General features: G+C 63.7%; 15 protein-coding genes. 11 read left to right on the top strand and 4 right to left on the bottom strand.

Annotated features, from left to right (window positions below):
• Nucleotides 1–4: 4 nt before the first annotated feature.
• The gene (pobA, locus tag JKL46_RS21225) at nucleotides 5–1,174 is read left to right on the top strand and encodes a 4-hydroxybenzoate 3-monooxygenase (RefSeq protein WP_201837069.1); all 1,170 of its coding nucleotides are present in this window, start codon (nucleotides 5–7) and stop codon (nucleotides 1,172–1,174) included.
• 181 nt (nucleotides 1,175–1,355) lie between these two features.
• Here the strand turns inward: pobA and JKL46_RS21220 are convergent, their stop codons facing one another.
• From JKL46_RS21220 to JKL46_RS21205, 4 genes are all read right to left on the bottom strand, one after another.
• A complete protein-coding gene (locus JKL46_RS21220; RefSeq protein ID WP_201837068.1) occupies nucleotides 1,356–2,174 on the bottom strand; it encodes an NAD(P)-dependent oxidoreductase in 819 nt (272 codons plus the stop codon).
• Between the two features lie 36 nt (nucleotides 2,175–2,210).
• A complete protein-coding gene (locus JKL46_RS21215; RefSeq protein WP_201837065.1) occupies nucleotides 2,211–2,903 on the bottom strand; it encodes a 4-carboxy-4-hydroxy-2-oxoadipate aldolase/oxaloacetate decarboxylase in 693 nt (230 codons plus the stop codon).
• Nucleotides 2,900–3,622: a PIG-L deacetylase family protein gene (locus JKL46_RS21210; RefSeq protein ID WP_201837058.1), complete on the bottom strand. Its 723-nt coding sequence runs from the start codon at nucleotides 3,620–3,622 to the stop codon at nucleotides 2,900–2,902. Before JKL46_RS21210 ends, JKL46_RS21215 begins: the two co-directional genes overlap by 4 nt.
• Before the next feature lie 115 nt (nucleotides 3,623–3,737).
• Complete coding sequence (locus JKL46_RS21205) at nucleotides 3,738–4,685, bottom strand: LysR family transcriptional regulator (RefSeq protein WP_201837056.1); 948 nt, start codon at nucleotides 4,683–4,685, stop codon at nucleotides 3,738–3,740.
• A gap of 216 nt (nucleotides 4,686–4,901) precedes the next feature.
• On the opposite strand from JKL46_RS21205, the gene JKL46_RS21200 reads away from it, so the two are divergent.
• From JKL46_RS21200 to JKL46_RS21155, 10 genes are all read left to right on the top strand, one after another.
• Entirely contained in the window at nucleotides 4,902–5,780 is an 879-nt protein-coding gene (locus tag JKL46_RS21200) for an amidohydrolase family protein (RefSeq protein ID WP_201837054.1), read from the top strand.
• A gap of 41 nt (nucleotides 5,781–5,821) precedes the next feature.
• Complete coding sequence (locus JKL46_RS21195; RefSeq protein WP_201837052.1) at nucleotides 5,822–6,805, top strand: Bug family tripartite tricarboxylate transporter substrate binding protein; 984 nt, start codon at nucleotides 5,822–5,824, stop codon at nucleotides 6,803–6,805.
• Between the two features lie 99 nt (nucleotides 6,806–6,904).
• A complete protein-coding gene (locus JKL46_RS21190) occupies nucleotides 6,905–8,005 on the top strand; it encodes an alpha/beta fold hydrolase (RefSeq protein ID WP_201837050.1) in 1,101 nt (366 codons plus the stop codon).
• A 2-nt stretch (nucleotides 8,006–8,007) separates the two neighbouring features.
• The gene (locus tag JKL46_RS21185; protein ID WP_201837047.1) at nucleotides 8,008–8,874 is read left to right on the top strand and encodes a class III extradiol dioxygenase family protein; all 867 of its coding nucleotides are present in this window, start codon (nucleotides 8,008–8,010) and stop codon (nucleotides 8,872–8,874) included.
• Nucleotides 8,849–9,193, top strand: a complete 345-nt coding sequence (locus tag JKL46_RS21180; RefSeq protein ID WP_246529438.1) for a YciI family protein — start codon at nucleotides 8,849–8,851, stop codon at nucleotides 9,191–9,193. Before JKL46_RS21185 ends, JKL46_RS21180 begins: the two co-directional genes overlap by 26 nt.
• A 69-nt stretch (nucleotides 9,194–9,262) precedes the next feature.
• Nucleotides 9,263–10,285 carry a Bug family tripartite tricarboxylate transporter substrate binding protein gene (locus tag JKL46_RS21175; protein WP_343074088.1) on the top strand — a complete coding sequence of 341 codons (1,023 nt, stop codon included), beginning with the start codon at nucleotides 9,263–9,265 and terminating at the stop codon, nucleotides 10,283–10,285.
• Nucleotides 10,286–10,367: 82 nt separating this feature from the next.
• Nucleotides 10,368–11,543, top strand: a complete 1,176-nt coding sequence (locus JKL46_RS21170) for an ABC transporter substrate-binding protein (protein WP_201837044.1) — start codon at nucleotides 10,368–10,370, stop codon at nucleotides 11,541–11,543.
• Nucleotides 11,544–11,705: 162 nt separating this feature from the next.
• Nucleotides 11,706–12,788, top strand: coding sequence for an aromatic ring-hydroxylating dioxygenase subunit alpha (locus tag JKL46_RS21165; RefSeq protein ID WP_201837042.1), 1,083 nt, complete (start codon nucleotides 11,706–11,708; stop codon nucleotides 12,786–12,788).
• 9 nt (nucleotides 12,789–12,797) lie between these two features.
• The gene (locus JKL46_RS21160; RefSeq protein ID WP_201837040.1) at nucleotides 12,798–13,772 is read left to right on the top strand and encodes a PDR/VanB family oxidoreductase; all 975 of its coding nucleotides are present in this window, start codon (nucleotides 12,798–12,800) and stop codon (nucleotides 13,770–13,772) included.
• A complete protein-coding gene (locus JKL46_RS21155; protein WP_201837032.1) occupies nucleotides 13,772–14,527 on the top strand; it encodes a GntR family transcriptional regulator in 756 nt (251 codons plus the stop codon). The genes JKL46_RS21160 and JKL46_RS21155 overlap by 1 nt, the downstream gene beginning before the upstream one ends.
• The last annotated feature ends 39 nt before the right edge of the window (nucleotides 14,528–14,566 follow it).

Genomic DNA, 14,566 nt, shown 5'->3' with positions numbered 1-14,566 from the left:
GTGCATGCGTACCAAGGTCGCCATCATCGGCGCAGGCCCCGCCGGGCTGCTCCTCGGTAGCCTTCTGGAAAATGCCGGCATCGAGACAATCATCCTGGAACGGCGCAGCCAGGACTACGTGCTCGGGCGCATCCGCGCCGGCGTCCTCGAACAGGGCACCGTCGGGCTGCTCGACAAAGCTGGAATCGGCGAGAGGATGCATGCGGACGGGCTCGTCCACGACGGAGTGGAATTCTGCTTCGACGGCGACAAGCACCGCTTCAACTTTCGCGAGCTGATCGGCCGCACGGTCATGGTCTATGGCCAGACGGAGGTCACCCGCGACCTGATGAAGGCCCGCGACGCGTCGGGCGCTACGACCGTATACGAGGCGGAAAACGTGTCGCTCCACGACTTCGACAGCGACCGGCCAAAGGTGCGCTATGTGAAGGACGGTGTTGCGCACGAACTCGCCTGCGATTTCATTGCCGGCTGCGACGGGTATCATGGCGTTTCCCGCGCGAGCGTTCCGGAAGGCTCCATCCGAACGTTCGAGAGGGTCTATCCGTTCGGCTGGCTCGGCCTCCTCGTCGAACGGCCTCCTGTCGCGGACGAGCTGATCTACGCGCACCACGAGCGCGGCTTCGCGCTCTGTTCCATGCGTTCGCACACCCGCAGCCGGTACTACATTCAGGTGCCGGCGGACGAGAAGGTTGCGGAATGGTCCGACGACCGTTTCTGGGACGAGCTGCGCCGCCGGGTCGATCAGGAGACGGCCGACCATCTGGTGACCGGACCGTCCATCGAGAAGTCGATTGCGCCATTGAGAAGTTTCGTCGCCGAGCCCCTGCGCTTCGGGCGCCTGTTCCTGGCCGGCGACGCGGCCCATATCGTGCCGCCGACCGGTGCCAAGGGGCTCAATCTCGCGGCAAGCGATGTCGGCGCTCTCGCCGAAGCGCTGGTCGAGTTCTATGCCGAACGCTCGCCTGCCGGCATCGACCACTATTCCGCCCGCGTGCTCTCTCGCATCTGGAAGGCCGAGCGCTTCTCGTGGTGGATGACATCCATCCTCCACACCTTCCCGGACACGGATTCCTTCAGCCGCCGGATCCAGCGGGCCGAGTTCGACTATCTCAAGAGTTCGGAATCCGCGGCGCGGGTGCTGGCGGAGAATTATACGGGGCTTCCGATGTGACCCACCACGTCATCACCGGCCTTGTGCCGGTGATCTCGATGCTAGAGGCGCCGCGCTTTTCGGTATCGCGATGGCCGGCACGAGGCCGGCCATGACGTGAGGGTGTCAGATTCCCTTCCCCTCCGCTAACGCTACGGCCGGGAATGACGTTGAGGGCAGCGCCGCCTGTCCTCAAGCAATCCTAGGTTCTATCAGCCTTGGCAAAACTCTCGTGCCGATCCGCGATCGCCTTCGCGAGGGAGCCGTCGAGACCGAACTCGTCGATCATGCGGCTTGCTTCGCGCATCTCCGCGGCGCGCCGGATGCCGTGCTGCTTGACGCGGGACATCATGACCTTCGCAACGTTTTCCCAATCCATGCCGGGATAGGAGGCCTTCAGGCTCGCGAGGACCGCCGGCATGACGCCTGCTTTCTCCGAAGCGAGGGTGAAATCCACCATCAGGGCCTCCATGCCCTTGATCACGATGCTGCGGCAGAGTTTCGTAGCAGAGGCGGTGCCGATCCCGGTGCTGACGGGCGTGATCTTCATCCCGAGTTCGTTGAGGCGCGTCGAAACGGCTTCCGCTGCTTGGCCGCCGCTCAGAATCGGAACCTCGATCCCCGGATCCCGGACAGGTGCCATCACGGCGAACTCGACGAAACCCGCACCGCTTTGCCGGATGTGTTCTGCGGCCCGCTCCTTCGTCGCGGGGGAGACGGAATTGAGGTCGATATAGATCTGCGACGAATGGATGTGAGGCGCCGCCTGAGAGGCCACAGCGACGGCAGAATCGGCCGTCACTGCGGAAATGACGATATCGGCCTCGCGGCACAGATTGCCCAGGTCGGAAGCGGCATGGACGCCCGCCTCGCGGGCCTGCTCGCGAAGCAGCGGCCCCGTCTCCGGATCACCGAACAGGATGTCATAGACCCCGATGCGCACGCCCGGTTTGGCAGCGAGCTGTCGTGCGAAGAGCTGGCCGACTTCGCCATAGCCGATGAAGGCAATCCCGAGACTCATCCGATTTCACCGTTCCCCATGTGACCGACGAAACCGTCAGTCCTCGTCCTTGTATTCGACATAGACGAGGCCGGCCTTGGCCAGCGGCTCGCGCATCTTGTAGAGATCGAGTCCGAGGGTGCCGGAGGCCAGGGCCTCTCGCTTGGCGCCCTCATTGGCGACGCGCGCTTCTCCGGCCTCCGCAACGGCTGCGGCTTCCTTGCGCGGAATCACGACGACACCGTCGTCGTCGGCCACGATCACGTCGCCCGGCTTCACCAGGGTGCCGGCACAGACCACCGGGACGTTGACCGACCCGAGGGTCGCTTTCACAGTCCCTTTGGCTGAAACCGCACGGGACCACACGGGAAAACCCATCTCGGTCAAGGTCTTCACGTCGCGCACGCCGGCATCGATCACGAGGCCGACGACGCCGCGCGCCTTGAGCGAGGTGGCGAGGAGGTCGCCGAACATGCCATCGGTGTTGTCGGCGGTCACACCCACGACCAGGATGTCGCCGGGTTTGCACTGCTCGACGGCGACATGGATCATCCAGTTGTCGCCGGGCTGGGCGAGCACGGTGACGGCGCTCCCGGCGACCTGCGCGCCCGGCCAGATCGGCCGCATATAGGGCTTCATGAGGCCGACGCGGCCCATAGCCTCATGGGTCGTCGCGGTGCCGAGTTCCGCGAGCCGGTCGACGACCGATTGATCGATGCGCGGCGTGTTGGTGACGACGACGGGCTTCATGCCAGTTCCTCGACGATCTGCGGGAAGATGCGCTGGTAGGCTTCGCCATAGGTCATGGCCTTGCCCGAGTTCCGGCCGCCCTGCATGCCGCGATTGAGTGCGACGCGGGTGTAGTATTCCCACAGGTGCTTCTGGGCGGCGAGGATCTCGAAGGCCTTGCGCTTCGTCTCCCAGACATCGTCGATGTTGAGGATCACGTTGGGCTTGTAGTTGCACTGCTCGGGCTGGTGTGGCTCGAACAGGAAGACCGGCGGCGCATTGTAGGCGAGGTCCGGATTCGGCTTGTGGCCGGCCGCCTGCGCGATGATGCGCGCCTCTTGCGCAAAGCGCGTCGCCTCCGGGTGGTCGACGTTATAGGGATCCTCAAGCGAGTGGGTGAGCACGAAGGAGGGTTTCATCTCGCGGTAGATATCGACGAGGCGGTCGAGCATTTCGGGCGTGGTGTGGAGCGGATAATCGCCCGCATCGAAGAACTCGATCTCGGCACCGAGCGTTTCGGCCGCGCGCTGGGCCTCCTCCTGCCGCTGGGACTTGACCTCGGCGAGGGACACGTCGCCCTTCTTCCAGGCCCATTGGCTTTCGCCGCGCTCGCCATAGGAGAGGCAGACGATCTTCATGCGATAGCCTTTGCGGGCATGAAGGGCGATCGCGCCGCCCGCCCGCCACACGAAGTCGCCCGGGTGGGCGGTCACAACCAAGCCGGTCTTTCCAGTATTCATCGGTGCCTCTGAAATGGGGTTCGTCGGTCAGGCTGCCTGCGGCCAGCCTGGAATGCCGGGTTGAATGGATCGACCGGAGGGTGCATCAGCCATTTGGGTGCATCAAATGGTTTGTTTATGGGCTTTGATGAATTTTTTTCATCGCGGTGCGAGGAGATCCTCGCTTCTGCCTCGGTTCCGCGAAGGCCTGCACAATCAGCTTGCGCAGCTCGTCCGCCAGGGGCGAGAGCGGCGTGCCGCGTTTCGAGATGATGCCGAGCTGGCGGGTGACGCTCGGATTGCGCAGGGGGATCAGCTTCAGCCCGCGCTCATCGACCGTATCGAAGGCGAGGCTCGGAATGACGGTCAGCGCCACGCCGGCCCGGACGAGGGCGACCGCCGTCTGGATGTGCTGCACCTCGTAGCGCCAGCTCAGCGCCTCCCGGCGGCTCCCCAGCGCATCGTCGATGATGATCCGGTTTCCGGTCTGCGGGCTGATCCGGATCAGAGGTTCGTCTGCAAGGTCCGCCCAGCTCGCGGTCGCCTGCGCGGCGAGGGGGTGATCGTCTGGGCAGACGAGGGTGAACGGGTCCTTCATCAGCAGTTCGATGTCGAAATCCCAGCGATGGGCTGCGACGAGGGTGATGCCGAAAGCGATGGTGCCATCCTGGACCAGGGTGCTGATCTCGGTTGCCGAATTGTCGTAGATCCGCACCAGCACATCCGGATGCCGTTCCTGGAAAGAATGCAGCACCCGCGGCAGGCGCCCGGAGGCGATGGTCGGCAGGCAGCCGATCGACAGGGTCTCCTGCCGGCTGCGGCCCTCCTGGCGCAGGTCGTCGAGAGAGACGGCGAGGCTTTCGATGGTCTCCTTCACCCTTGGCAACAGATTGAGCCCGGCCTGCGTGAGCGAAACCTCCCGGGTCGTGCGTGACAGGAGTTTTACGCCGAGATCCTCTTCCAGCTTCCGGATCCGATGGCTGAGCGCGGTCTGCGAAAGGTTCAGATGGGCGGCCGCATGCTGGAAGCTGCCGCGCTCGGCAATGGCGACGAAGGCGTGAAGGCCAAGGAAGTCGATACGCATGCAGGTCTCCGAAGTCGGCTCTCTTGCTAAAGATGAAACAAATTCATCAATAGACAAATATAAACCATTTGCTTCATGTTTTGGCGATGCCCATGCTCGGCCCGACTCTCGAAGGATGGGAAGGCGAGGCGGGCGGCAGCCTGCCGGCGTGACCATGCCCGACATTCTTCGATCCGCCTGAAAAGGCTCTCGATCAACGCTCATCCGAACGGCAGCATGACGTCAGCGCCCCTGATCCCGCCTCCGCATCCCGATCCGCATGTGCCGTCCTTCAAGCTCCCGCCGAAGGCCTGCGACACGCATTGCCATATCTTCGGGCCCAATCACCTTTATCCTTACGTACCGGAGCGCCCCTATACGCCGCCGGATGCGCCGCTGGAGATGTTCAAGGCGCTGCACGAACGGCTCGGGGTCGAGCGGGCGGTGATCGTCAATGCGACGCCGCACGGCCGCGACAACCGCGTGGTGACCGATGCGATCGCCCAGAGCGGCGGACGCTACAAGGGCGTTGCAAATGTCGACGAGGCGTTCAGCGATCGGGATCTCCAGCGACTCACCGATGCCGGCATCACGGGATGCCGCTTCACCTTCCTGCCGCGCCTCGGCAAGCTTCCGGACATGTCGTCCTTCGACCGGATCGTGGAGCGCGTCGCCGCGTTCGGCTGGCATGTGGACCTGTATCTTCCGGCGACGCTATTGCCCGATTTCAGACCCAGGCTGACTGCCTTGCCCGTCTCTTACGTGCTCGACCACATGGGGGTCGTCGATGTCGCGCAGGGGCTGGGTCAGCCGGCCTTCACCGCATTGCTCGATCTGCTGCGCGATGACGAGAAATGCTGGGTCAAGGTCACCTGCCCGGAACGCATGTCGCGGACTGGGCCGCCCTTTCACGACGTCGCTCCCTTCGGCCGTGCCTTGATCGAGGCGGCGCCCGATCGCGTTCTCTGGGGGACGGACTGGCCGCATCCGAATGTGCCCGTCATGCCCGACGATGGCGATCTCGTCGATCTCATTCCCCTCTACACCGAGGATCCCGTCCTGCAGCGCAAGCTGCTCGTCGACAACCCGGCACGCCTGTTCCGCTTCGCGGATTGAGTGCCGCGGCAAACACATAAGAATTCAGGGAGAAACACATCATGTTCGAAACCATTGCGAGGCGAACGTTGCTGGCGTTTGGCGTGGCAGCTGGTCTTTCCGCCGCGATGCCGGCACAGGCGCAGCCGGCCTATCCGACACGCCCTGTCAAGGTGGTCGTTCCGTTCGGAGCCGGCGGTGTCGCCGACATCACGATCCGCATCGTGTCGGAAAAGCTGAGCGAAAAGCTCGGGCAGCGCTTCATCGTCGAGAACATGCCGGGGGCGGGGGGCATCACCGCCGCCCGCGCCGCCCTCTCGGGGGAACCGGACGGCTACACCCTGACCATGCTCACCAACGGCACGGCCATCAGCGTGCCGCTCTTCGCCAACCTGCCGTTCAACCCGGTGACGGATTTCGTGCCGATCTCGACCCTTGGAACATTCGACTTCCTCTTCGTCGTCAATGCCAATTCGAGCTTCAAGACGCTCGAGGATCTGCTCCAGCAGGCGAAGGCCAAGCCCGGCTCCCTGAATGTCGCGACTGTGGCCGTCGGCAGCAGCCAGCATCTCTCCTCGGTGCTCTTCAAGGCCGAGTCGGGTGCCGACATGGTTCATGTGCCGTTCCGCAGCACGCCCGATGCACTGGTGTCGCTGCTGCGCGACGACAGCCATCTGCTGATCGATTCGCAGGCTGCGGTGAAATCCGGTCTCGAAGGCAAGCAGGTGAGGGCGATTGCATCCTCCGGGCCGAACCGTTCCGCCGCCATGCCCGATGTCCCGACCGTGCGCGAATCCGGAATCGAGGGCTTCGACGTCACCTCGTGGAACGCCCTGTTCGCGCCGAAGGGAACGCCGCAGCCGATCATCGACACCCTCAACAAGGCCCTGCAGGACATCCTGAAGGCGGATGACGTGAAGGCGCGACTGCTCGATCTGGGCATCGAGGCCCGCAGCGAGACGCCGGCCGAGCTGAGCCAGCGCCTGCGCTCCGACATCGAAAAATGGCGGGCGGTGATCGAGAAGGCCGGGATCCCGAAGCAATAGCCAATTCATGAGGGATTTTCATAAATCCCGAAAAACAAACCATTTGCTTCATGTTTACGCCCTGGCCCATCTTTGGAGCCAGGCTGGATACAGGGATCAATGAGCAAACGGCCGACCATCGTCCTGCTGCCGGGACTTCTCTGCGATGCCAGTATGTGGGACGCGCAGAGGAAGGCGCTGGAGCCCTATGCGGATGTGCGCATCGGGGACTTCTCCCAACTCGATTCCATCGAGGCCATGGCCCGCTCGGCGTTGGCCCTCGCGGATGGCCCGCTGGTCGCGATCGGACATTCCATGGGCGCCCGCGTCGCGATGGAAATGGTCCGCCTGGCTCCGGAACGCATCACGAAGCTGGTGCTGATCGATACCGGCATCGACCCACGCCGGGATGGCGAGCAAGAGAAACGGCGGGAGCTAGTCGATCTCGCTTTCGCCGAGGGCATGGAAGCCCTGGCGGACACGTGGCTGCCGCCGATGGTTCATCTGGAACGGGTCGCGGACGAGGCACTGCTTGCCCCACTCAAGGACATGGTTCTGCGGGCCTCGCCCGAGCAGCACCAGCGCCAGATCAAGGCGCTCCTCGATCGCCCGAATGCCCGGCTTGGCCTTGCGCAGATCGCCTGTCCGACTCTGGTGATGGTGGGACGGCAGGATCGCTGGAGCCCGCTGGCCCAGCATGAGGAGATGGCGGCGCTGATCCCTGAGGCCGAACTCGTGGTGATCGAAGATAGCGGGCACATGTCCCTGGTGGAGCAGCCCGAGCAGGTCTCACAGGCTCTGCTGCGTTTCCTTGGTTTCGGGAACAAGAACGACGACACCCATGGCGTCGCGACAGGGAGAGAAGAGCCGATGGACGAAGAGGCCGCGCCGGATCGCATTCCGGATACACCTTTGTTCGACCGCAAGCGGTCGCTGCGCGGATACCGCATCAACAAGATGGCCATGGGCCTCGGCGATCCCGCCAACCGGGAAGCGTTCAAGCAGGACGAGAGCGCCTATCTCGACCGCTTTGGCCTCACCTCCGAGGAGAAGGACGCGGTGATGACGCGCAATTGGCAGGAGATGGTACGCCTTGGCGGAAACCTCTTCTTTATTCTCAAGATCTCGGCCGTCGATCCGGTGCGGATCACGGAGATCGGCGCCCATCAGGCGGGCATGGAACATGCGGATTTCCTGCGCGACCGTTTAGGGAAGAAATAAGAATGGCAAAGCTCATTGGCGGCCTTGGAACATCGCATGTTCCCTCGATCGGTGCGGCTCTCGACAAGGGGTTGCGGGATACACCCGATTGGAAAGCCTTCTTCGACGGCTACATTCCCGGCCAGGAATGGGTGAAGCGGCACAAGCCCGACGTTGCCGTGGTGATCTTCAACGATCACGGCAACACGTTCTTCCTCGACAAGGTGCCGACTTTCGCCGTGGGCTGCGCGGAGGAATACCGCCCGGTCGACGAGGGCTGGGGGCCGCGCGCCATCGCGCCCTTCAAAGGGGAGGTCGACTTCTCCTGGCATTTCATCGACACGCTGGTCGAGAACCGCTTCGACCCGATGATCTGCCAGGAGATCGAGGTCGATCACGGCTTGCAGGTTCCGATGGAACTGTTCTGGGGCAAGCCCGACGCATGGCCGGTGAAGGTGGTGCCGATCTTCGTCAACGTGATCCAGTATCCGATTCCGCTCCCGAGCCGGTGCTATGAGATGGGCCGCGTGCTTCGAAAGGCCATCGAGAGCTATGACAGCGACGAGCGTTTCGTCATTCTCGGCACCGGCGGCCTGTCTCATCAACTCCAGGGCGCTCGCGCCGGCTTCGTCAATCCGGAGGCGGATCAGGCGTTCTTGAATGACATAGCCGACAACCCCGACAAGCTCGCCGGGATGTCGCGGGAGCAATATGTCGAGATGTTCGGCAGCGAAGGGGCCGAGCTCATGATGTGGCTTGTCATGCGCGGGGCGATGGACCCCGACGTGGTCGTCCGACACAAGCACTACTTCGTGCCGGCCTCCATGACCGGAGCCGGCATGATCGTCATGGAAAACCGGGCGGATGCCGCCTCGGCAGCGGCTGCCTGACGCCATGTACTGGCTCATGACCTGCCGTCACCGGCGCGATGCACCGGCGCTACGCGAACAACATCGGGATGCACACCGCCAGCATGTCGCTTCGGGCGGCGGTGGATTGGTTCGGGTGCTGATCGGCAGCGCTCTGACCGAGGACGACGGCGAGGCACCGAATGGCAATTTCGGCATTCTGGAAGCACCTTCGCGAGAGGCGGCGCAGGCCTTCGCCGAGAGCGACCCCTATGCTCTGGCGGGCCTCGTCGAGGCTATCGAGATCACCGCGCTCGCCTCGCGGTTGCAGGCGCATCGGATCGACCCCATGACGCCCTAGCAGTTTCATAGACAGAGGCTCCGGGTCGCTCAAGAAGCCCGGGCCGAAGACTTCGGGAGGAAGACACAAGTGACGACACAAAAAGACCTGGGGGCTTTGACTCCGGCATCCGGCATGACGCGCCGCCATTTCCTGATGGGTGCCACCGCCTTCGGTATGGCAGCGACCTATTCCATAAGCGTCTCCGCACAGGCCTATCCGAGCCAGAACATCCTTCTCGTCGTCCCGTTCACGCCCGGCGGATCGACCGACATTCTGGCAAGGCTTCTCGGGCAGCGGCTCGAGGGCGCGCTCAAATATCCGGTCATCGTCGAATCCCGCCCGGGCGCCGGCGGCTCGGTCGGTGTGGGTTCCGTCGCTCGCGCCGCCGCGGACGGCCATACCCTGGTCATGGGCCATATCGGCACCTTTGCGGTCAATCCGGCCCTCTACCCGAAGCTGCCCTACGATCCGATGAAGAGCTTCGAGCCGGTCAGCGGCATCGCGAACGTGCACAACATGCTTGTCGTCCATCCGGACGTGCCGGCAAAGACGTTGCAGGAACTCATCGATTACGCCAAGGCGAACCCCGGAAAGCTGAACTACGCCTCCGGCGGCATCGGCAGCGCGGCCCATATCGCGATGGTCGCGCTTGCCGACCGGACGGGCATGAGCCTGACCCACGTTCCCTATCGCGGCACCGCGCCGGCGGTGACCGATCTTCTCGGCGGTCGTGTGCAGCTTACCTTCACGGGGGCGCCGAACCTGCTGCAGCATGTGGAGGCCGGCTCGATGCGGGCGCTTGCGGTTTCCGGGTCGTCGCGCCTCAAGAGTGCTCCGAACGTTCCCACCGTAGCGGAGTCGGGCTTTCCCGGATTCGAAGCGTCGCAATGGTACGGCATCCTGGTGCCGGCCGGCACGCCTCAAACGGTGGTGGACAAACTCAACACGGAGATCAGGACGGCGATGGCCGCGCCTGAGATCGCCGAGCGTCTGTCGCTGGAGGGCGCCGAGGTGTGGACCAACACGCCTGCCGAATTCCGCGATCACATCTCCAAGGAGATGGTGCGCTGGGGTGACCTGGTGAAACGCACGGGCATCAAGCCTGAATAACCATTTCCTTCCTGCTTCCTGAAAGGGATGCCGTCAGACGCATCCAAAAGGAGGCGGGGAGTTTCATAAGGGAGGAAAGAGAATGCTACGACGGACATTGTTGAGTGCTGCAGGAGCAGCCGCCGCCATGCTCGCCTTGGGTGGGGCGGCGATGGCGCAGGAGACGCTGAAGATCGGCCTGATCCTGCCGATGACCGGGCCCTTCGCCTCGACCGGACGCCAGATCGAGGCGGCGGCGAAGCTCTATATGCAGCAGAAGGGCGATACGGTCGCGGGCAAGAAGATCCAGCTGATCGTCAAGGACGATACCGGCACCGCCGACGTCACCAAGCGCCTCGCCCAGGAGCTGATTGTCCAGGACAAGGTCACGGTCCTTGCCGGTTTCGGGCTCACGCCGCTGGCCCTGGCGACGGCGCCGCTCGCCACGCAGGCGAAGGTGCCGGAGGTGGTGATGGCGGCCGCGACCTCGATCATTACCGAGCAATCGCCCTTCATCGTTCGCTCGAGCTTCACGGCCGCGCAAGCTACCGTTCCTCTTGCCCAATGGGCGGCGAAGGAGGGTCTCAAGCGCGTCGTCACCATCGTTTCCGACTATGGTCCGGGCATCGATGTGGAGAAGGCGTTCACCGAGACCTTCACCAAGGCCGGCGGGCAGGTGGAGAACCTGCGTGTTCCGCTCGCGAACCCGGACTTCTCGCCCTTCCTGCAGAAGGTGGCCGACGCCAAGCCCGATGCGCTTCTGGCCTTCGTGCCTTCGGGCGTCGGTTCGCAGTTCATGAAGCAGTTCGTAGAGCGTGGCCTCGACAAGAGCGGCATCCGCTTCCTCGCGGAAGGCAGCGTCACGGATGACGATCTGCTCAACAGCATCGGCGACGTGGCGCTCGGCGCCGTGACATCACATCACTACTCGGCAGCCCATGACAGCCCGGAAAACAAGGCGTTCGTCGAGGCCTTCAGAAAGGCCAATAACGGCATGCGTCCGAACTTCATGGCTGTCGGCGGCTACGACGGCATGCACCTGATCTACGAGGGCCTGAAGAAGACCAACGGCGAGGGCGGGCAGGCGCTGATCGACGCCATGAAAGGCATGAGCTGGACGAGCCCGCGCGGTCCCGTCTCCATCGATCCGCAGACCCGCGACATCATCCAGAACGTCTATGTCCGCAAGGTCGAGCGCAAGGACGGCGAGCTTTACAATGTGGAGTTCGCCACGACGCAGAACGTCAAGGATCCGGTGAAGGCAGCGAAGTCCAACTGAGCATCGAATCGTGACTGAGGCGCTGTTGCAAGACGGCGCCTCTTTTTATGTATACAGATTTAACGCTCACGCTTCGCTTTTTGTGCATCCGGTCGCGAATTAGCCGCAAGTATAGTTGCCTCGCGCCGCGACCTGTATACAGTCTGTATCAGGGAGAAAAAGATGACGCACGCCAATGCCTTTCCCCTCAATGCCTGGTACGCCGCGGCCTGGGGCCATGAGATCGCGCACGAACTCGCCCCCCGGACGATCTGCGACAAGGATGTGGTTCTCTACCGTCGCAGCGATGGTCAGGTGACCGCGCTCGAAGACGCCTGCTGGCATCGGCTGTTGCCGCTCTCCATGGGCCGCCTCGAAGGCGATCAGGTGATCTGCGGCTACCACGGGCTCGTGTTCAACTCGGCCGGGCGCTGCACCTACATGCCGGCGCAGAAGACCATCAATCCCTCGGCTTGCGTCCGTTCCTACCCGGTTGCCGAGCGCCATCGCCTCGTCTGGATCTGGCCCGGAGATCCCGCTCTGGCCGATCCGGCCAAGATCCCCGATTTCCACTGGAACGACGGTACCGAATGGGTCGGCGAGGGCGGCACTTTCTACAGCCTCAAATGCGACTACCGCCTCGTGATCGACAACCTGATGGACCTGACGCACGAGACTTACGTCCATGCCGGCAGCATCGGCGACGAGGCCATCACCAGCACGCCCTTCGACGTGACGCATACGGAACGTACGGCGACCGTCACGCGCTGGATGAAGAACATCGAGCCGCCGCCGTTCTGGGCCAAGCAGCTGAACCGGCCCGGCGAGCATGTGGACCGGTGGCAGATCATCTATTTCCAGGCGCCCTCGACGGTTGTGGGCGACGTGGGCGTCGCCGTGACGGGAACCGGTGCGCCCGAGGGCGACCGTTCCCAGGGCGTCAACGGCGCCTTTCTCGCGGCGATCACGCCGGAGACGGACAAGTCCTGCCACTATTTCTGGAACTTCGTGCGGACGTTCAGGACGGATGACGAGCAGCTCACGCGCGACATCAACAAGGCGCATGTGAACGAGGGCAAGGGCGTCTACGACCAGGACCACACAGTTCTCGAGGCGCAGCAGATCGCCATCGACAGAAATCCGCGCATGCCGTTCTACAACCTCAACATCGATGCCGGTGCGCTCTGGGCCCGTAAGTTGATCGATGGGATGCTGGCCGATGAGCACGGTCCGCGGCCTCACGTTCCGAGCCAGGCGGCCGAGTAAGATCCAACGATGGCCGAGCAAATCGAATGGCGCTCTGCGAAGCTCATCCGGACGCGGGATCTCACCCGTGATATCCGGCTCTTCGAGATCGAGCCCTCGGGAGACTTCGTGGTCCCGAAGGCAGGCAGCCACATCAATGTGACGGTGCAGATCGGCAGCCGGCCGGACGTGCGGTCCTATTCGATCGTCGGCCCGTGCACCGATGGCATGTACCGGATCGCGGTCAAACTCCTCGGCGACAGCCGCGGCGGCTCGGCCTATATGTGGAGCTTGGCTCCCGGCGCCCATCTCACCATCTCGACACCGGGCAACCATTTCGATCTCGGGCGCAACCGGCCGGAATATCTGCTGCTGGCTGGCGGCATCGGCATCACGCCGATCTTCACGATGGCCCTGGCTCTCGCCGAGATCGAGGCCGATTTCCGGGTGCTCTATGCCTGCCGCAGCCGGGCGGACATGGCGCTGGCCGACGAATTGCGGGAACGCATCGGCGAAAGGCTGCAGATGTTCGTCGATGAGGACGGGCAGCGGGTCGATCTCGACGCCGAGATCGCTAGGCTTGTCCCTGGTGGGGAACTCTACGTCTGCGGCCCCATCGGCATGCTGGAGGCGGCAAAGAGAGCCTGGCAGCAGAGCGGCCGCCCGGTCGAGCAGCTGCGGTTCGAGACGTTCGGCAATAGCGGGCGCTTCGCCTCGCAGCCCTTCAGGGTCAACATCCCGCGCCTCAACCTCGTGGTCGACGTGCCGCAGAACCAGACCATGCTGGACGCCCTCGAAACAGCCGGAATCGCCATGATCTCGGATTGCCGGCGCGGCGAATGCGGGTTGTGTGCGCTGCATATTCTCGACGTCGACGGTATTGTCGACCACCGGGATGTGTTCTTCAATGACGAGGAGAAGGCTGCCAATGCCAAACTCTGCACCTGCGTCTCGCGGGTCGCAGGGGGCAGCATCACCATCGATACCGCGGACAGGGCAGCGTGATGAGCGTGGACAAGGTCAGCGACCGCTCGCTTTCCCAGACGGTGAAGGCCCAGCTCGCCCTGCGCGAGCTCGTGCTTCGCGGCGAACTCAATCCCGGCGAGCGCGTATCCGAACTGCAGATGGTCGAACGTCTCGGCGTGTCACGGACCCCGGTCCGCATGGCCCTCGTCCGGCTCGAGGAGGAAGGTCTGCTGGAGGCCATTCCGTCCGGCGGTTTTGCGGTCAAGGCCTTCTCGGAGAAAGAAGTCTACGAGGCGATCGAGATTCGCGGCACCCTGGAAGGAGTGGCCGCGCGCTTTGCCGCCGAGCATGGGGCGAGCCGGACCGACCTGCGCAATGCCGCTGATATTCTCGATGCCATTGACGACGTGGTTCGACAGGAGCGGATCGAGATCGACCTTCTGCAATATGTGGAACTGAATGCGCAGTTTCACCGGATCCTTCTCGCCATGGCGGACAGCCCGACCCTGGCGCGGCAGCTCGAACGGGCCAATGCGCTGCCCTTTGCTTCGCCGAGCGCTCTCGTTCCGGTACAGTCGCGCTCGCCGGAGCTGCATCATATCCTGACCGTCGCGCAGGACCAGCATCGCTGCGTCCTCAGCGCCATCGAACGGCGGGAGGGAAGCCGGGCGGAAGCCATCATGCGGGAGCATGCGCGCATCGCTCACCGCAATCTGGAATGGGCGCTCACGAACCAGCGGGACATGGATCTCGTGCCCGGTTCCGCGCTGATCAAGAGGCGCATCCGCGCCTGAAACAGGAAGGCTTGGAAAAAGCCGAAGAGGGAGGAAGAG

It is taken from the genome of Microvirga zambiensis WSM3693 (assembly GCF_016735695.1).
Lineage (GTDB): Bacteria > Pseudomonadota > Alphaproteobacteria > Rhizobiales > Beijerinckiaceae > Microvirga > Microvirga zambiensis.
This window is presented reverse-complemented; position numbering and strand designations above follow the sequence as displayed.